At 64.6% G+C, this 16,657-nt stretch carries 14 protein-coding genes; 8 read left to right on the forward strand and 6 right to left on the reverse strand.

The annotated features are described in order from the left end of the window. Positions 1-10: 10 nt before the first annotated feature. The gene (gene hrpB, locus CXQ81_RS28895; protein ID WP_101339209.1) at positions 11-2,542 is read right to left on the reverse strand and encodes an ATP-dependent helicase HrpB; all 2,532 of its coding nucleotides are present in this window, start codon (positions 2,540-2,542) and stop codon (positions 11-13) included. Between the two features lie 117 nt (positions 2,543-2,659). Here hrpB and CXQ81_RS28900 point away from each other — a divergent pair, with 117 nt between their 5' ends. Together CXQ81_RS28900 and CXQ81_RS28905 are read left to right on the forward strand one after the other, a co-directional pair. Further along, complete coding sequence (locus tag CXQ81_RS28900) at positions 2,660-3,079, forward strand: hypothetical protein (RefSeq protein ID WP_007927053.1); 420 nt, start codon at positions 2,660-2,662, stop codon at positions 3,077-3,079. Positions 3,080-3,110: 31 nt separating this feature from the next. Then, positions 3,111-4,007, forward strand: a complete 897-nt coding sequence (locus CXQ81_RS28905; protein ID WP_101339210.1) for a cation diffusion facilitator family transporter — start codon at positions 3,111-3,113, stop codon at positions 4,005-4,007. Here the strand turns inward: CXQ81_RS28905 and CXQ81_RS28910 are convergent. After that, a complete protein-coding gene (locus CXQ81_RS28910) occupies positions 4,001-5,008 on the reverse strand; it encodes a DUF6515 family protein (RefSeq protein ID WP_101339211.1) in 1,008 nt (335 codons plus the stop codon). The genes CXQ81_RS28905 and CXQ81_RS28910 overlap by 7 nt on opposite strands. 443 nt (positions 5,009-5,451) lie before the next feature. Between CXQ81_RS28910 and CXQ81_RS28915 the strand changes: the two genes are divergently transcribed. Together CXQ81_RS28915 and CXQ81_RS28920 are read left to right on the forward strand one after the other, a co-directional pair. After that, positions 5,452-5,931, forward strand: coding sequence for an Lrp/AsnC family transcriptional regulator (locus CXQ81_RS28915; protein ID WP_009045772.1), 480 nt, complete (start codon positions 5,452-5,454; stop codon positions 5,929-5,931). A gap of 227 nt (positions 5,932-6,158) precedes the next feature. After that, positions 6,159-6,368, forward strand: a complete 210-nt coding sequence (locus CXQ81_RS28920; RefSeq protein ID WP_007927060.1) for a DUF2788 domain-containing protein — start codon at positions 6,159-6,161, stop codon at positions 6,366-6,368. Here the strand turns inward: CXQ81_RS28920 and CXQ81_RS28925 are convergent. From CXQ81_RS28925 to CXQ81_RS28940, 4 genes are all read right to left on the reverse strand, one after another. Then, positions 6,363-7,004 carry a pseudouridine synthase gene (locus CXQ81_RS28925; RefSeq protein WP_101339212.1) on the reverse strand — a complete coding sequence of 214 codons (642 nt, stop codon included), beginning with the start codon at positions 7,002-7,004 and terminating at the stop codon, positions 6,363-6,365. The genes CXQ81_RS28920 and CXQ81_RS28925 overlap by 6 nt on opposite strands. A 70-nt stretch (positions 7,005-7,074) precedes the next feature. Continuing rightward, positions 7,075-8,547 (reverse strand): AMP nucleosidase, encoded by a 1,473-nt coding sequence (gene amn, locus CXQ81_RS28930; protein ID WP_162136172.1) that lies wholly within the window; start codon positions 8,545-8,547, stop codon positions 7,075-7,077. 165 nt (positions 8,548-8,712) lie between these two features. Continuing rightward, positions 8,713-10,362 carry an acyl-CoA dehydrogenase family protein gene (locus CXQ81_RS28935; RefSeq protein ID WP_101339213.1) on the reverse strand — a complete coding sequence of 550 codons (1,650 nt, stop codon included), beginning with the start codon at positions 10,360-10,362 and terminating at the stop codon, positions 8,713-8,715. 75 nt (positions 10,363-10,437) lie between these two features. Next, positions 10,438-12,819, reverse strand: coding sequence for a hybrid sensor histidine kinase/response regulator (locus CXQ81_RS28940; RefSeq protein ID WP_101339214.1), 2,382 nt, complete (start codon positions 12,817-12,819; stop codon positions 10,438-10,440). A gap of 292 nt (positions 12,820-13,111) precedes the next feature. Here CXQ81_RS28940 and CXQ81_RS28945 point away from each other — a divergent pair, with 292 nt between their 5' ends. The 4 genes from CXQ81_RS28945 to CXQ81_RS28960 all read left to right on the forward strand — a co-directional run bounded on the left by CXQ81_RS28945 (position 13,112) and on the right by CXQ81_RS28960 (position 16,622). Continuing rightward, the gene (locus tag CXQ81_RS28945) at positions 13,112-13,909 is read left to right on the forward strand and encodes a hydroxymethylpyrimidine/phosphomethylpyrimidine kinase (protein ID WP_101339493.1); all 798 of its coding nucleotides are present in this window, start codon (positions 13,112-13,114) and stop codon (positions 13,907-13,909) included. A 17-nt stretch (positions 13,910-13,926) separates the two neighbouring features. Continuing rightward, positions 13,927-14,544, forward strand: coding sequence for a thiamine phosphate synthase (gene thiE, locus CXQ81_RS28950; RefSeq protein WP_009045778.1), 618 nt, complete (start codon positions 13,927-13,929; stop codon positions 14,542-14,544). 24 nt (positions 14,545-14,568) lie between these two features. Next, positions 14,569-15,852, forward strand: coding sequence for a glutamate-1-semialdehyde 2,1-aminomutase (gene hemL / locus CXQ81_RS28955; protein WP_007927075.1), 1,284 nt, complete (start codon positions 14,569-14,571; stop codon positions 15,850-15,852). Positions 15,853-16,067: 215 nt separating this feature from the next. Then, on the forward strand, positions 16,068-16,622 hold the full coding sequence (locus tag CXQ81_RS28960; protein ID WP_007927077.1) for a tetratricopeptide repeat protein: 555 nt from the start codon (positions 16,068-16,070) through the stop codon (positions 16,620-16,622). The last annotated feature ends 35 nt before the right edge of the window (positions 16,623-16,657 follow it).

A 16,657-nucleotide genomic window follows, 5' to 3' on the forward strand; every position in this document is an offset into this window, starting at 1 on the left:
ACACACTGGGTTACTTGCGCGGTTTGGCACGGGCCGTGGCTTCGGCCACCAGCGGGTCGTCCGGCCAGTAGTGTTTCGGGTAACGGCCCTTGAGGTCCTTCTTCACCTCGGCGTAGGTGCTGCGCCAGAAGTTCGCCAGGTCCTGGGTGACCTGCACCGGCCGCCGCGCCGGGGACAGCAGATGCAGCTTGACCACCTGCCGGCCACCGGCGATCCGTGGTGTCTCTGCCAGGCCGAACAACTCCTGCAAGCGCACCGCGAGAATCGGCGGTTGTTCACTGTAATCAAGGCGGATCGACGAGCCGGACGGCACTGTCAGGTGGTGCGGCGCCAGCTCGTCCAGGCGCTGCGGCAACGGCCAGGGCAGCAGGCTGTGGACAATGCTGGCCAGTTCCAGGCTGGCGAAGTGGCTGAGGCGCGAAACCTTGCCCAGATACGGCAGCAGCCAGCTTTCCAGGCTCTTGAGCAACGCCGCGTCACTGACATCCGGCCACTGGCTTTCGCCCTTGGCCTCTAGATCGAGCTGGCGCAACAAGGCCACCCGGGCCTGCCACTGGCGCAGCTCCGGGGTCCAGGGCAACAGTTCCAGGCCCTTGCGCCGCACCAGGTTGACCAGCGCCTGGCAGCGCGCTGCCTCGTCCAGGCCGGTCAGCGGCTCGCGGCTGAGCACCAGTTCGCCGACCTTGCGCTGGCGCTCGGCACGCAACACCCCTTCGCGCTCGTCCCAATCAAGCTGATCGACGCAGCGCACCTGCTCGGCCAGGACCGAGTCGAACAGCGCCGGGTCGAAATCCGCCGCCAGGTAGATGCGCTCTTCCCGCTGCCCCTGGCGACTGCCCAGGTCGGCGATCACCAGCCAGGGTTGCTTCATCAGGCTGTCGGTCTCGCTGAACAGCGCCGCGCGGCCGTTGGCCAGCCGGTATTCGGCGCCGCCGGGACGACGTTGCTGGGCGACCCGGTCCGGATAGGCCAGCGCCAGCAAGGCGCCCAGCCAGCGCGGGTGATCCGGGTCCGCCACCGCCTGGCTTGGTTGTCCGCGCAGATAACCACGGTATTGCCGGGCCAGCTGCCGAGCCCGCTGGACCCCGCCCTGGGCGCCACGGGCCGCGCGCTCTTCGCCGGACAGCAGCACCAGGCGGCTATGCAGGTCGGCACCGCCGCCACGCAGGATGTCGCGCTCGCCGAGCAAGGCGGCGACGTCGCAGGCCATGTCCGCCAGCCCCAGGGCCTGGCCGCGCAACAGCAGATGGGCAATGCGCGGATGGGCCGGCAACTCGGCCATTGCCTGGCCATGAGGCGTCAGCTTGCAGTCCTCGCCAGCCTTGGCCGTCAGCGCTCCGAGGCGTTCGAGCAAGTCCTGGGCCTGGGCATAGGCCGCGCCGGGCGGCACATCCAGCCACACCAGTTGCGCCGGTGTCACACCCCAGCGGGCCAGTTGCAGGGCCAGGCCCGCCAGGTCCGCCTGGAGAATCTCCGCGCTGCCATAGGCCGCCAGTTGTTCGTGCTGGTCCTGGGACCACAGGCGATAGCACACACCCGGCTCCAGGCGCCCGGCCCGGCCGGCGCGCTGGGTGGCGCTGGCACGGGAAATACGCTGGGTGTCGAGACGGGTCATGCCGCTGCCCGGGTCGAAACGCGGCACCCGTGCCAGCCCGGCATCGACCACCACGCGCACGCCGTCGATGGTCAGGCTGGTCTCGGCGATATTGGTCGCCAGCACCACTTTGCGCTTGCCGGGCGGGGCCGGTTCGATGGCCGCGCGCTGCGCCGCCAGGTCCAGTTCACCGTGCAGCGGACAGAGCAGCATCTCCGGGCGCTCGCCCAGGGCGTCGGCCAACTGCTGGTGCACCCGACGGATCTCGGCCTGCCCCGGCAAGAACACCAGGACGCTGCCACTTTCATCGTTCAGCGCTTCAAGAAGGGTCTGCACCAGCCGCGGCTCGATGAACTCGCCCGGCTGGAAGGGCCGCCCCCAGCGCACATCGACCGGGAACATGCGGCCTTCGCTGCGCAGGATCGGCGCGTCGTCCAGCAGCCCGGCCAGGCGCTCGCCTTCCAGGGTCGCCGACATCAGGAGGATTTTCAGCGGCTGCTCGTCGCGAAACAGATCGCGGCCATTGAGACTCAAGGCCAGGGCCAGGTCGGCGTCGAGGCTGCGCTCGTGGAATTCGTCGAAGATCAGCAAGCCGACGCCTTCCAGCGCCGGATCGTCTTGCAGGCGGCGGGTCAGGATGCCCTCGGTAACCACCTCGATGCGGGTGTTCGGGCCGACCTTGCTATCCAGACGGATGCGGTAGCCCACGGTCTCGCCGACCTTTTCCCCCAGTTCGCTGGCCAGGCGCTCGGCCGCCGCCCGCGCCGCCAGACGCCGCGGTTCGAGCATGAGAATGCGTTGTCCGGCCAGCCAGGGTTCGTTCAACAGGGCCAAAGGCACACGGGTGGTCTTACCGGCGCCGGGCGGTGCTTCGAGCACGGCCTCGTGGCGTGTCGCCAGGGCTTCACGCAGAGCGGGTAAAACTTCATCAATTGGCAAAGAATTCATACTGGCTCCCAAACAGAGGCGCGAGTATAACGGCGAACTGCCTGGCGTTAATCACGGTCTGAATTCATACCGGCAACGCTTCAGCCTTGCTCTTTCGTGTCTGTTCAGGAGATTTACATGCGTATTCCTTTCCGCATCATCGGTGGCGTCCTGGTTGCCACCCTGCTGACTCAGCTCACCGCCTGCGGCTCGATCTTCTTCCCCGACCGGCGCGGCCAGATCGACGGCAAGATCGACCCGCTGGTAGCTGTGCTCGACGCCGTGGGCCTGCTGTTTTATGTGATCCCGGGGCTGATCGCCTTTGGCGTCGACTTCGCCACCGGCGCCATCTACCTGGAACCGGGCAAGACCGCGCAGGTCGACCCGCACAAGCTGCAGCAAGCCATAGGCGCCGACGGCCAGGTCGATAACCACAAGTTGCAGGCTATCCTCGAAAGCGAGCTGGGCCGCAGCTTCCCTCTGGACGATCCACGCCTGATCCAGCACAAGGGCAGCGCGCAGCAACTGGCCCTGTACGGTCTGCAACCGGCAGCCTGACCCTCGCGTTTCTTGAAGGAACAAACCTTGTATGAGCAGTAGCCCGGAACACGCACGCCTGTTGCGCCTGGCCACCCGCGCCTCGCTGGCGGTGGCCAGTATCCTGATCGTGGCCAAGGCCATCGCCTGGTGGCTGAGCGGCTCGGTCAGCCTGCTGGCCGGCCTCACCGACTCGCTGCTCGATGGCGCCGCGTCGTTCCTCAACCTGCTGGCCGTGCATTATGCCCTGCGCCCGGCCGACGAAGACCACCGCTACGGCCACGGCAAGGCCGAATCGTTGTCGGGCATGGCCCAGGCGCTGTTCATCGCGGTGAGCGCGGTGCTGATCGGGGTACAGGCCGTCGAACGCCTGCAAAACCCCGAACCGCTGGGCGCGCCCTGGATCGGTATCGGCGTGATGCTGTTGTCGCTGGCGCTGACCGTGGCGCTGCTGATGGTGCAATACCGGGTGATCCGCGAAACCGGCTCCACCGCGGTACGCGCCGATTCGCTGCACTATCGCTCCGACCTGCTGCTCAATGGCAGCATCCTGCTGGCGCTGGTGCTGGCCAGTTTCGGCTGGCAGCAACTGGACGCCTGGTTCGGCCTGGCGATTGCCGTCTACATCCTGTGGAGCGCGATCCAGATCGCTCGGGAAAGCGTGGCGGTGCTGATGGATGAGGAACTGCCGCCCGAGGTCAGCCAGCACATGCTGGAGCTGGTATGCGCCGTGCCCGGGGTACTCGGCGCCCATGACCTGCGCACGCGGATTTCCGGCAACCACTGGTTCGTGCAACTGCATCTGGAATTACCGGGGGAGCTGACCCTGTCGGTGGCCCACGGCATCAGCGATCAGGCCGCCGAGGCGATCCATGCGGCCTACCCGCGGGCCGAGGTGCTGGTGCACGCCGACCCGCAGGAAGCGGTGCTCGCCGCCCGGACTCAGTAAGTCACCTGATAGCCGCGCGAGCTCAAGCAACCGCCCTGGGCCTGGCGGTAGGTCTGGACCACCTGCGGCGCCGGGGGATAGGTCATCGCCGCCGGGTCGAAGCCGCTCTGCTGCACCGCCCAGCGATAACAGTCGTAGCGGTCCTGATTGATCTGCTGCGGGCTCTGCCCGCTGACCGGGTAGGCCAGCACGTTGTAATCATTGCCGGACTGCGGCGGCGGGCTGGCCACCGGCGGCTCGACCACTACGTACTGCTGGGTACTGGCCTCGTAGCTGTAGTAGGCGCCCGCGGCCAGGAAGAACAGCGCGCTGCCGATCCACACCTCGCGCGCGTAGTCCGGCAGGTAGGCCACGCGAATCCCGTAGGGTGGGCGCACCACAACGTAACGCGGCCCCTCTGGGCGGTACCAATAGCCACCGGAGAAGTAATAGTCCCGGCCGCGATAAGGCACACGGTAATGCCGGTCCGGAAAACGATCGATCACATAACCCGGCCGATATTGCGGGCCTGGCCCCCAGCCATTGCCACGCCCCTCCGGACGGCCCGGCCAGCGATAGTCGTAGGGACGCGAGCCCGGCCCGCCGGCCTGCCAATGCGGGTTGTAGTCGTTGCGGCGCGGGATGTCCTGGTAATAACCCTGGCGCGGTTCCTGGGTCTGGCGGACGGTATCGGGGCGGCCCTGGATCGGCAGGTTGGCGGACGGCTGTGCCGGTCGCCCCCGCCCTTGATCATTCGGCCCGTGGTTCTGCCAGCGCCCGTTCTCGACGTTGCGCTCGAACTGCTGGCTGTTGTCGCCGCGAATGATTTCAGTCTGCGGGCGCGGCGGCTGGTTTTCGCCACGCCCCTGCCCCCTGCCCGGGTGCCCCTCGCCACCGCGCTGGCCGCCATCGGAGCCACCGCGACCGTCATTGCGATTATCGCGGTCATCGGCGAGCACCTGCGCACTGACGCTCACACACAGCAAACCAACACCTGCCAAACGCCAGATGCGCGATTTCATGCTATTCCTCACTACGGATGGGGGCCTGTAGATAAGACTGGAAAAGCCCAGGCCGGTTCTGCCACAGGTTATCAGTCGCAACACTTATTTATTGAGGCGCCACGGGATATTTCCTGGCGCGCAGGCAATAAAAAAGGGGGACCCGTCGGTCCCCCTTTGAGAATTTCGTCCGTGCTCGACGCTTATGGCGCCGGCTCACCTCACGCCGTCTTCTGGACAGTGTGTAGCCCGGGGGCCGGCTCAACCCTGTGGGATTGGCGGCCGCGGCAGGCCTGATTCGGCGGGCCGCAGTGGACTCTATGTCCGGGCAGTGATTCTGGTGATAAGAATAGGCCTGGCGCGTCGACAGAGGATTGCGAAGATTGCTCCAATAAACATGACTTGCGCAATTTTTAACTCAGGATAGATAATATTGCGCAATAGTTATTAAAAAGGCCTGTTCCATGAGCAAACTCGACCGATACGACCTCAGCATTTTGGCGGAATTGCAGCGCGACGCCCGCATCTCCAATCAGGAACTGGCCGAACGTATCGGCCTGTCGCCTTCGCCGTGTTCGCGTCGGGTCAAGCAACTGGAAGACGACGGCTACATTTCCCGCCAGGTCGCCCTGCTGGACCGCAAGATGCTCGGCCTGAGCCTGACCGCCTACGTGCTGATCGGCATGGACCGCCACACCCCCGAGCGTTTCGAGAACTTCGAGGCGGCGATCCGCAGCCTGCCGCAGGTCCTCGAATGCAGCCTGGTGACCGGGATGGACGCCGACTACCAGCTCAAGGTGGTGGTGCCGGACATGGATCACTACCAGAAACTGCTGCTGGGCCATCTGACCCGCATCGAAGGCGTGACCAGCGTGCGCTCCAGCTTCGTGCTCAATCAGGTGCTCAACAGCACCGAACTGCCGCTGACTCACCTGCGCAACTGAGCTGCCGTCATCCTGTAGGAGCGAGGGGGAAGCCCAGTTCTTGCTTGCGATAAATATTCCAGGCCACACATCACCTGAACCTAGAGATCGCTATCGCGAGCAAGCTTCGCTCCTACGGAAGACCCCGGTGGTGTGACGACGAAGCGCACCTGGATCAATGCCCGGTCGCGGCCCCTTGGCGTATACTCGCCCCCGCCTTTTAGCCTTGCCCGCGCTGGAGATGTTCGATGGATCCTGCAGTATTCGAAGAGTGGATGATGACCGGCCTGGTGACCATCCTGATCATTTTCATGGCCTTCATCGTCTGGGATCTGGCGAAGAAGTCCAAGGCCGGACGCTTCGGCTCTTTCATCCTGTTCTTCGTCCTGGGCCTGGGCGTGGCCGCGTTCATTATCAAGAGCGTGGTGATCGGCCTGATCGAATCCGGCGCCTTATAAGCGCGCCGGAACCTCCTTCCACTGGCCCTGATCGAGCCCTTCGATCGTCCAGTCGCCGATCCTGACCCGCACCAGGCGCAATGTCGGCAACCCCACGGCCGCGGTCATGCGTCGCACCTGGCGATTGCGCCCTTCACGAATGATCAATTCCAACCAACTGGTGGGCACGCTCTTGCGAAAGCGCACCGGCGGGTTGCGCGGCCACAGTTGCGGCTCTTCCAGCTGCCGGGCTTCGGCTGGCAGGGTCATGCCGTCATTCAATTCCACGCCATCACGCAGACGCTGCAATTGCTCGGCCATGGGTTCCCCTTCCACCTGCACCCAATAGGTCTTGGCCAGTTTGTGCCTGGGGTCGGCGATGCGCGCCTGCAACTGGCCGTCGTTGGTCAGCAGCAGCAAGCCTTCGCTGTCGCGGTCCAGGCGCCCGGCCGGGTAGATGCCGGGGATCGCGATGAAGTCCTTGAGGGTCGCCCGCCCTTCGCCGTCGCTGAACTGGGTCAGCACATCGAAGGGTTTGTTGAACAGGATCAGCTTCGGCTCGGCCGGTGGCGCTTTGGCAACTCGGCGCGGCGCGGAAGAAGACGAAGGGCTCTTCACGCCGGGGCGGCGGGAAGCGGGACGAGGAGGACGAGACATGGCGAACAGAACATCTAACGGTCAGGGCCGACCATGCTAGTGGCCCGACCGTTAAATGACCATCCCGCGATCAGCGGAACGGTGGCTCGTCGAAGCTGCGCAGCTTGCGCGAGTGCAGCGAGTTGAGCTCGGTGCGCAGCAGATCCACCGCGGCGATACCGATCTTCAGGTGCTGGCTGACCGCGCGCTCATAAAAGGCGTTGGCCGACCCCGGCAGCTTGATTTCACTGTGCAGCGGCTTGTCCGAGACACACAGCAAGGTGCCGTACGGCACCCGCAGGCGATACCCCTGGGCGGCGATGGTGCCGCTTTCCATGTCCACCGCCACGGCGCGGGACAGGTTGATCAGCGGACGCTCCTGGGCCCAGCGCAACTCCCAGTTACGGTCGTCGTAGGTCAGTACGGTGCCGGTGCGCAGGCGTTTTTTCAGGTCGTCGCCCTTCTCGCCGGTGACGTTGGCGGCGGCCTGCTGCAACGCCAGCTGCACTTCGGCCAGGGCCGGAATCGGAATGTTCGGCGGCACCACGCGATCGAGAATGCCGTCACGACGCATGTAGGCATGGGCCAGCACGTAGTCGCCGATGGTCTGCGACTGCCGCAGGCCGCCGCAGTGGCCGATCATCAGCCAGCAGTGCGGACGCAATACCGCCAAATGGTCAGTGATGTTCTTGGCGTTGGACGGGCCGACGCCAATGTTCACCAGGGTCACGCCGTGGCCGTCGCTGGCCTGCAGGTGATAAGCCGGCATCTGGTAGCGGTGCCAGACCACCCCGGCGGCGATCGACGAGGCTTCGCCGTGGTCCATGCCCTTCTCGATGATCACATTGCCCGGCAGGACCATGCGCACGAACCGCGGATCGCTGCGCAACTGCTCAAGGCCGTGGGTGATGAACTGGTCGACATAGCGGTGGTAGTTGGTCAGCAGGATCCATGGCTGCACATGGCGCCAGTCGCTGCCGGTGTAGTGCACCAGGCGGCGCAGGGAGAAATCCACCCGCGCGGCATCGAACAGCGCCAGGGGCAGTGGATGGGTGTTTTCCCAATCGTACAGCCCGTCGGCGATGCCATCGGTGGCGGCGGACAGGTCGGTGCTGGGGAACACCCGCGCCAGCACCGCGGCGGTGACGCCGGAACCGGCCAGCTCATCGCCCTGCTCGACCACGTACGGATACGGGATGTTCTGCTCGCTGACGCCCACTTCCACGGTCACGGTGAAGTCGTGCATCAGTGGCACCAGCTGTTCCAGCAGGTACTTACGGAAGGCGGCGGGATGGGTGACCGTGACGCTGTAGGTGCCCGGCAACTGGACCTTGGCGTAGGCCCGGGTGGTCTGTGGAACTTCGCCCTGACAGAGATAAGTCAGGCGCAATTCCGGGTAACGAAACAGCGCGCGCTGTTCGGCGTCCGGTTCGACACGATCCTTGAGGTAACGCTTGAGCGCCTGGCTCAGCGACGTGGTGGCCCGCTCATGCAAAGCGGCAAGCCGGTCCACGGCTTGCTCGGCGGTTTGAACGACAATAAAAGCTTCGGTCACGGTAAGCATCCTGTGTTCTGATCTTGCAGGCCTTCATCTTGCCTGCAACGCCGTCTCACGGGAACAGCGGAATATGCGTAGGAGCGAGCTTGCTCGCGAAAGATCTTTCAGGCCCCAGCCGATCGGTAGCCTGGACTATTTATCGCGAGCAAGCTCGCTCCTACAACAAACCAGTCAGAAGCCTGTCGGGGTGGAGCGCGCGACTATCGCTTCCACATCCAGCCCTCGCGGCAAGGTGCCGTAGACCCTTCCCGCCGAACCCAGGCGACTGGCGATAAAGGCATCGCTGACCGCCGCGTTGCCGGCTTCCAGCAGCAGCTTGGCCTGCAGGCCCAGGGCGATGTCCTCGGTCAGCTGGCGGGCGCGGTACTGAATGTCGTCGGTGTCCTGGAAGGCGCCTTTCAGGTTGGCGATATGCGCGGCCAGGCGCCTGTCGCCATGGCCATCGCCCAGCTCGGCGAACAACGCATCGAGCACGCCCGGCTCCTTGGACAAGGCGCGCAGCACATCCAGGCACTGCACGTTGCCGGAACCTTCCCAGGTCGAGTTGACCGGCGCTTCGCGGTACAGCCGCGGCAGAATGCTCTCCTCGACATAACCGGCGCCGCCCATGCACTCGGCGGCCTCGTTGATCATTGCCGGGGCCCGCTTGCAGATCCAGTACTTGCCCACCGCCGTCACCAGTCGCGAGAACATGGCTTCTTGCGGGTCATCCAGGTTGTCCAGCGCGCGGCCCATGCGCAGGCTCAAGGCCAGCGCCGCCTCGCTTTCCAGCGCCAGGTCGGCCAGTACGTTCTGCATCAAGGGTTGCTCGCTGAGTACACGCCCGCCCACCAGCCGATGGGCACAATGATGGGCGGCCTGGGTCAGCGCCTGGCGCATCAGCGAGCTGGAGCCGACCATGCAATCGAAGCGGGTCATGGCCACCATCTCGATGATGGTCGGCACACCGCGCCCTTCTTCACCGATCATCCACGCCAGGGCCCCACGGAACTCCACTTCGCTGGAGGCATTGGAGCAATTGCCGAGCTTGTTTTTCAGGCGCTGGATATAGAACTGGTTGCGGCTGTCATCCGGACGATGGCGAGGCAACAGGAAGCAGGTCAGGCCTTTTTCGGTCTGGGCCAGGGTCAGGAAGGCGTCGCACATCGGCGCCGAACAGAACCATTTGTGGCCCACCAGTTCATAAGCCTGCCCCGGCCCCGTAGCACCCACCGGATACGCCTTGGTGGTGTTGGCGCGCACATCGGTACCGCCTTGTTTCTCGGTCATCGCCATGCCGATGGTGACGCCGGCCTTGTGGGCCATGCCGACATTGCGCGGGTCATATTCGGTGGCGAGGACTTTCGGCAGCCATTGTTCGGCGAGATCCGGCTGCAGCTTCAGCGCCGGCACACAGGCGAAGGTCATGGTCAGCGGGCAACCGCTGCCGGCCTCGGCCTGGCTGTGCAGATAGGTCATGGCGGCGCGCGCGACATGCGCCCCGGATTGCGGATGAGCCCAGGGCAAGGACGTCAGGCCGTGCTCGATGGCGGTGCGCATCAGCTCGTGATACGCCGGATGAAACTCCACCAGGTCGAGGCGATGCCCGTAACGGTCATGGCTGGTGAATACCGGCTTGTTCTGGTTGGCCAGGAACCCCGCTTCCATCAGCGGCCCACCGGCCAGGGCACCGTAGGCGTCGATCCGCGATTCGGCCCAGCCGGCGCCGAAATGCCGTGCCCACTCCTGCAACGGCAGATCGATTCGATAGAGGTTGGTACCGTCCAGGGAAGGTGGCTGGTTGGTGACTTCGTGGGTCTCGGCGAACTGGTGCAGGTTCATGTCGGGGCTCCTTGAGGGGTGTGCCAGAACCTCAGTTAAGCACCCCCTCCCCACCGAACAAAGTGGCATACCCGCCTAAATGCCGGCGCTTTCGCCCTGTTCCGAGGCCAGTACCCGACGCGCCAGAACAGCTTGCAGATCCTCGAATTTCACCGGCCAAGAGAGGTAATCGAGCAGGCAGCGCTCAGCATCCAGACCATGTGCCGAGGCCGACACCAGCAGCACCGGCAACCCGGCGCAACCCGGCATGCCATGCACCTGGTCGCATAGTTTGAGCGCCTCGGCCTGCTCGATCTGGCAATCGAGCAATACCGCATCCACCGACTCCCGGCGCAACAACGCCAGCGCCCCGCGAGCGCTCTCGGCCGTGCGTACCTGATAACCCAGCTTGAGCAACATGCCGCGGATCACCAGTTGATTGATGCTGTTGTCGTCCACCAGCAGCACGCTGCAATCCTGCGGCATGCGCCGGACGGCGCGGACCCGCAGGGCCGGCTGGGAGGCCATCGGCTGCTCGCCGTCCACCTCGAAGGTCACCTCCAGGCGGAAACAGCTGCCACGCCCCGGCTCCGATTCATGGGTCAGATGGCCGCCCAGCAGATCCACCAGTTGCCGACAGATCGCCAGCCCCACGCCCAGTCCGCCGTACTCACGGGTCATCGATCCATCGAGCTGGAAGAAGCGCTGGTACAACGAGGCCTCATCGAGGTTGACGAAACCGATGCCGGTGTCGATCACCGCAAAGGTCATCGCCACCCGCCCGGCTGCCACCGGCTTGCCAGTCACTCGCAGGACCAGGCCACCCACCCGGGTGAACTTGATGGCATTGTCCAGCAGGCACTCCAGGCACTGGCTCAACTTGCCGCGATCGCCCAGCAGCCGATTGGGCAGCCCGGCGGCCAGGTCGAGATCGAAGCCCAGCCCCTTGGCCGAGGCGTTGGCGCAAAACTGGCCCAGCAAGGCATCGAGCAGCGAACGCAGGCTGAAAGTCTCGTGCTGGGCGCTGAGCTTACCGGCCTGCAGCTCGGTCAGGGTCAGGATGCCATTGACCATGCGCATCATGTCCCGGGCCGAACCGGCGGCAGTCTGCTGGTATTGCTCCAGCTCCGGATCGAGATCGACGGTCTGCATCAGTTCCAGGGAACCGATCACCCCATTCATCGGCGTGCGCAGTTCGTGGGTCAGGGTGGCGAGGAACTCATCCTTGAGCCGGTTGCTGTGGGCCAGCTGCTGGTTGAGCACTTCAAGCTTCTGCCCGGCATCGAACAGGGTCTGCGCCTGCTGCTCGCGCATCGAGTTGATGCGGTCGGCCAGGGCCAGCGACAACAGCGCCACCTCGATGGCCGAACCGATCTGGCTGGAATACATGGTCAGGAACATGTTCGGCAGATAGCCCAGCACCATCAGGGTATTGATGATCCCGCCCACCAGGAACGCCGACCAGGCGATGATGAAGTAGCGCGCCACGCGCATGCCGCGGCACCAGGCGACGATGCCGGAGACGAAGATCACCACGGTAAAGATCAGCGCCAGGGCCGTGGCCAGACGCAACGCCAGGGCGTAGCTGGTCATCAGCGACAGGGCCACCACCACGGCGCTGCACAGGATCAGCACCAGCAGCAGGCGATCGACCCAACGGCTGTGGCTGGCGGTCTGCAGGAAACTGCGGGCGAACTGGCTGCCGAACAGGGCCGCCGCGCCGATGAAAAATGGCGTTGCCGCGTTGGCCCACCACGGGTTGTCCGGCCAGAAGTACTCCACCGCGGCGCCGTTCACCGACAGTTGGTACAGCCCGAACGAGGCGATGTAGAGGATGTAATAGAGGTAACTGGTGTCGCGCACGCTCAGGTAAATGAACAGGTTGTAGACCAGCATCCCCAGCAGCACGCCGTAGATCAGGCCGAGTACATACAGGCGCACCGGCTGCGCTTCCAGGTAAGCCGTGCTGGACCAGAGCGTCACCGGCGCCTGGACCGAGCCCTGGCTCTGCAGGCGCAGGAACAGGGTCTTTTGCTCGTAGGGCGCGAAGCTCAGGTCAAACAGGTAATTGTTCTGGCGGATCTGTCGGCTGTCGAACGGCAAGGCATCGCCGGTGCGCTGGGCCAGACGGTAGCCCCCGGTTTCATCGGGCACATACAGTTCCAGATGATCGAGCGGCGGATAGGCCAGCTCCAGCAGCCAGGTGTGTCGTATGGAAGGGTTGGCGGGACGGTAGCTGAGGTGGATTTTCAGCCAGAATGCCGAGCGGGAGTAACCGGCGTTGAGGGTGGCCTTGTCATGGGTCTTGAAACTGCCGGCCATCGCCGCTGTGCTGACATCCGCGATCGTTGCCTGACCACTCGCGTCTTCAAACACCTGCATCACCCGACCCAAGGGCAGGCTTTGGGTGAACTCGTCGAACTCGACCGCGCCAGCCAGCATCGGCAAGCTCAACAGCAACATCAGCAAATAGCGCATAAAGCCCCAGCGTGGCCTGTCCGGTGGTGTCAGGAAGCCCCCCATTTCCCTTTGAGTAGACGTAAAACCGGCATGACCTGTTATTGGTTTGGATCCACTCTAGCATAGCCGTTGATGGCCAAAGAACACCATGAAAAGTTTTAGTTTAAAGGCTCTAGAACGGGCGTTTCAGCGCTATCCATTGATCTAGAGCTGTTGCCTCGGTCAACTTGTCGGCAAGGCGGAAAAACCAGCCCCGGCCGACACGCGAGGAGCCGTGCAAAAAAGACGTTTGGTGGTAAGCTCGCGCACCATGAATATCTACAGCTCTCGCCCCGTTGTCCTCTGTCTCTCCGGCCACGACCCCAGTGGTGGCGCCGGCCTGCAGGCAGATATCGAAGCCCTGCTCGCCCAGGGTTGCCATGCAGCTCCCGCCGTGACCGCGCTGACCGTGCAGGATACGGTCAACGTCAGCGACTTCCGTGTGCTGGATCGCGAGTGGGTGCTGGCCCAGGCCAACGCCGTCCTCAACGACTCCACGGTCGCCGCGGTCAAGCTGGGCATGCTCGGCTCGCTGGAAATGGTCGACACTGTGGTCGAGCTGTTGCAGGCGCATCCGCACCTGCCGATGGTCTGCGACCCGGTATTGCGCGCCGGCGGCGGCGGACTCCTGGGCAAGGACGAGGTCGGTTACGCCATGCGTGAACGCCTGCTGCCACTGGCGACCATCGCCACCCCGAACCTTCCGGAAGCACGAATCCTCGCCGAGTTGCCCGAAGGCACTGCGGACCAGTGCGCGGAAAAGCTCCTGCCGTTCGTCAAACACCTGCTGATCACCGGCGGCCATGGCGACGAGCATGAAGTGCATAATCGCCTGTACAGCCGCGACGGCAGCCGTCACACCTACACCTGCCAGCGGCTGCCGGGCAGTTATCACGGTTCCGGTTGCACCCTGGCCAGCGCCCTGGCCGGACGCCTGGCCCAGGGTGAAAACCTGGCCAGCGCCGTGAAGTCGGCCCTCGATTACACCTGGCGCACCCTGCGCGACGCCGAGCAACTGGGCCAAGGCCAGTTCGTACCGCGCCGCCTGCCACTGGACTTCTGCTCGTAAGCCATGAGGCTCGCTCGATGAAACTACGTGGTCTGTATGCCATTACCGACAGCCAACTGTTGGCCGGCAAATTCCTGCAGTACGTGGAGGCGGCGCTCGACGGTGGCGTGACCCTCCTGCAATACCGCGACAAGAGCAGCGACGAGGCCCGCCGCCTGCGCGAAGCCGAAGCCCTGCACAGCTTGTGCGAGCGCTACAAGACGCAACTGATCATCAACGACGACGCCGAGTTGGCCGCGCGCATTGGCGTCGGCGTACACCTGGGCCAGACCGACGGCCCGCTGACTCCGGCCCGTGCCCTGCTCGGCCGCCAGGCGATCATCGGCTCGACCTGCCACGCCCAACTGGAGCTGGCCGAGCAAGCCGCCAAGGAAGGCGCCAGCTATGTCGCTTTCGGTCGCTTCTTCAATTCCAACACCAAGCCCGGCGCGCCGACGGCCAACCTGGAGCTGCTGGACCAGGCCCGCGCCCGGCTGCACCTGCCGATCTGCGCGATCGGCGGCATCACCCTGGAGAACGCCGCGCCGCTGGTCGCCCATGGCGTCGACCTGCTGGCCGTGGTCCATGGCCTGTTCGGCGCCGACAGCGCCCAGGAAGTGACCCGCCGCGCCCGCGCCTTCAACGCCCTCTTCTAACCGCTGATTTTCGAGAGTCCGATCATGTCTCGTTCCGAAACCCTGTTTGCCAATGCCCAGAAACACATCCCCGGCGGCGTGAACTCGCCCGTACGTGCGTTCAAGAGCGTGGGCGGCACGCCGCTGTTCTTCAAACACGCCGAAGGCGCCTACGTCACCGACGAAGACGACAAGCGTTATGTGGACTACGTCGGTTCCTGGGGGCCGATGATCCTTGGCCACAGCCATCCGGATGTGCTGGACGCGGTGCGCAAACAGCTGGAACACGGTCTGTCCTACGGCGCACCGACCGCCATGGAAACCGAAATGGCCGACCTGGTCTGCTCCATCGTGCCGTCCATGGAAATGGTGCGCATGGTCAGCTCCGGCACCGAAGCGACCATGAGCGCGATTCGCCTGGCCCGCGGTTTCACCGGTCGCGACAGCATCATCAAGTTCGAAGGCTGCTACCACGGCCACTCCGACAGCCTGCTGGTCAAGGCTGGCTCCGGCGCGCTGACCCAGGGCGTGCCCAGCTCGGCCGGCGTACCGGCGGCCTTCGCCAAACACACCCTGACCCTGCCGTTCAACGACATCGACGCGGTCGAGAAGATGCTCGCCGAGGTCGGCCAGGAAGTGGCCTGCATCATCGTCGAGCCGGTGGCCGGCAACATGAACTGCGTGCCACCGGCCCCGGGCTTCCTCGAAGGCCTGCGCAGCCTGTGCGACAAGCACGGCGTGGTGCTGATCTTCGACGAAGTGATGACCGGTTTCCGCGTCGCCCTGGGCGGTGCCCAGGCGCACTACGGGGTGACCCCGGACCTGTCCACCTTCGGCAAGATCATCGGCGGCGGCATGCCGGTGGGTTGCTTCGGCGGTAAACGCCAGATCATGGAACACATCGCGCCGCTGGGCCCGGTCTACCAGGCTGGCACCCTGTCGGGCAACCCGCTGGCCATGGCCGCCGGCCTGACCACCCTGCGCCTGATCAGCCGTCCGGGCTTCCACGCCGAGCTGAGCGACTACACCAGCCGCCTGCTCGACGGCCTGCAGCAACGCGCCGACGCCGCCGGCATCCCATTCGTGACCACCCAGGCGGGCGGCATGTTCGGCCTGTATTTCAGCGGCGCCGACGACATCGTCACGTTCGACGATGTGATGGCCAGCGATGCCAATCTGTTCAAACGCTTCTTCCACCTGATGCTCGAAGGCGGTGTCTACCTGGCCCCGAGTGCCTTCGAAGCCGGCTTCACCTCGATCGCCCACGGCGACGCCGAGCTGAAACTGACCCTGGACGCGGCCGAACGCGCTTTCGCTGCCCTGAAGTAACCTTCCCCACCAAACCGGCGCCACACTTGCTGGCGCCTGTTTTACGCTGCATTCGCGCCCCAACTCCCGAAACAGCCCCGAAAGCGGCGGATATCGCGCCCGCGCAGCAGAAAAACGAGTAAAGACTTTGTAAGGTTGGCCCTGCTTATTTCATAATGCGCGCTTATTGGATCCCTCGATGGGTCCGCGCGCCCTTCAGAGGTAAGTCGATTCCCATGAACCGCACCGGCCGCGCCCTTGCACTGGGCTGCCTGTTGCTCCTTCAGCCCCTGCTCGCGCACGCACAAGCAGGCGGCAACTCGTTGTTGATCCCAGCGATGGGTCGCTGCACCCTCAATACTCAGTCACAGGATCTGTCCGAGGCCCTGGCGGTCTGCCAGAAGGCGGCTGACGAAGGGGATGCGCAAGCGCAATACGAGTTGGGCGAGTTCTACTACGAAGGTAAAAATACCCCGCGCGATCTCAATCAGGCCCTGAGCTACTTTGAAAAGGCCTCGCTGCAAGGCCACGCCCAGGCGCAATTCAAACTCGGCACCATGTTCTTTCGCGGCGAAGGCGTACCGGCCAACAACGTTCAGGCCTATATCGTGCTGAAGATGGCGGCAGTCAATGGCGCCGAAGAGGCACTGGACACGGCTGACGAAGTGGCTGAGCACATGCAGCGCGACGAGCTGGAAGTCGCCACCCAGGTGCTGGGGCAGATTTTCCGCAAATACCTGATGGAATTGCAGAGCGCCGACGGGCGTTCGCCCTTCTCACCCCTGCCTTGATGACATCGCGAGCAAGCTTGCTCGCGATAGCACAC

The sequence above is a fragment of the Pseudomonas sp. 09C 129 genome, from assembly GCF_002843625.1.
Taxonomy (GTDB): domain Bacteria; phylum Pseudomonadota; class Gammaproteobacteria; order Pseudomonadales; family Pseudomonadaceae; genus Aquipseudomonas; species Aquipseudomonas chlororaphis.

Coding starts and splice junctions, on each gene's coding strand:
- CXQ81_RS28925 (WP_101339212.1), bottom strand. CDS start 7,004: ATGTCTCGTCCTCCTCGTCCCGCTTCCCGCCGCCCCGGCGTGAAGAGC.
- CXQ81_RS28935 (WP_101339213.1), bottom strand. CDS start 10,362: ATGAACCTGCACCAGTTCGCCGAGACCCACGAAGTCACCAACCAGCCA.
- CXQ81_RS28900 (WP_007927053.1), top strand. CDS start 2,660: ATGCGTATTCCTTTCCGCATCATCGGTGGCGTCCTGGTTGCCACCCTG.
- CXQ81_RS28910 (WP_101339211.1), bottom strand. CDS start 5,008: ATGAAATCGCGCATCTGGCGTTTGGCAGGTGTTGGTTTGCTGTGTGTG.
- amn (WP_162136172.1), bottom strand. CDS start 8,547: ATGCTTACCGTGACCGAAGCTTTTATTGTCGTTCAAACCGCCGAGCAA.
- thiE (WP_009045778.1), top strand. CDS start 13,927: ATGAAACTACGTGGTCTGTATGCCATTACCGACAGCCAACTGTTGGCC.
- CXQ81_RS28960 (WP_007927077.1), top strand. CDS start 16,068: ATGAACCGCACCGGCCGCGCCCTTGCACTGGGCTGCCTGTTGCTCCTT.
- CXQ81_RS28940 (WP_101339214.1), bottom strand. CDS start 12,819: ATGCGCTATTTGCTGATGTTGCTGTTGAGCTTGCCGATGCTGGCTGGC.
- hemL (WP_007927075.1), top strand. CDS start 14,569: ATGTCTCGTTCCGAAACCCTGTTTGCCAATGCCCAGAAACACATCCCC.
- CXQ81_RS28915 (WP_009045772.1), top strand. CDS start 5,452: ATGAGCAAACTCGACCGATACGACCTCAGCATTTTGGCGGAATTGCAG.
- CXQ81_RS28920 (WP_007927060.1), top strand. CDS start 6,159: ATGGATCCTGCAGTATTCGAAGAGTGGATGATGACCGGCCTGGTGACC.
- CXQ81_RS28905 (WP_101339210.1), top strand. CDS start 3,111: ATGAGCAGTAGCCCGGAACACGCACGCCTGTTGCGCCTGGCCACCCGC.
- hrpB (WP_101339209.1), bottom strand. CDS start 2,542: ATGAATTCTTTGCCAATTGATGAAGTTTTACCCGCTCTGCGTGAAGCC.
- CXQ81_RS28945 (WP_101339493.1), top strand. CDS start 13,112: ATGAATATCTACAGCTCTCGCCCCGTTGTCCTCTGTCTCTCCGGCCAC.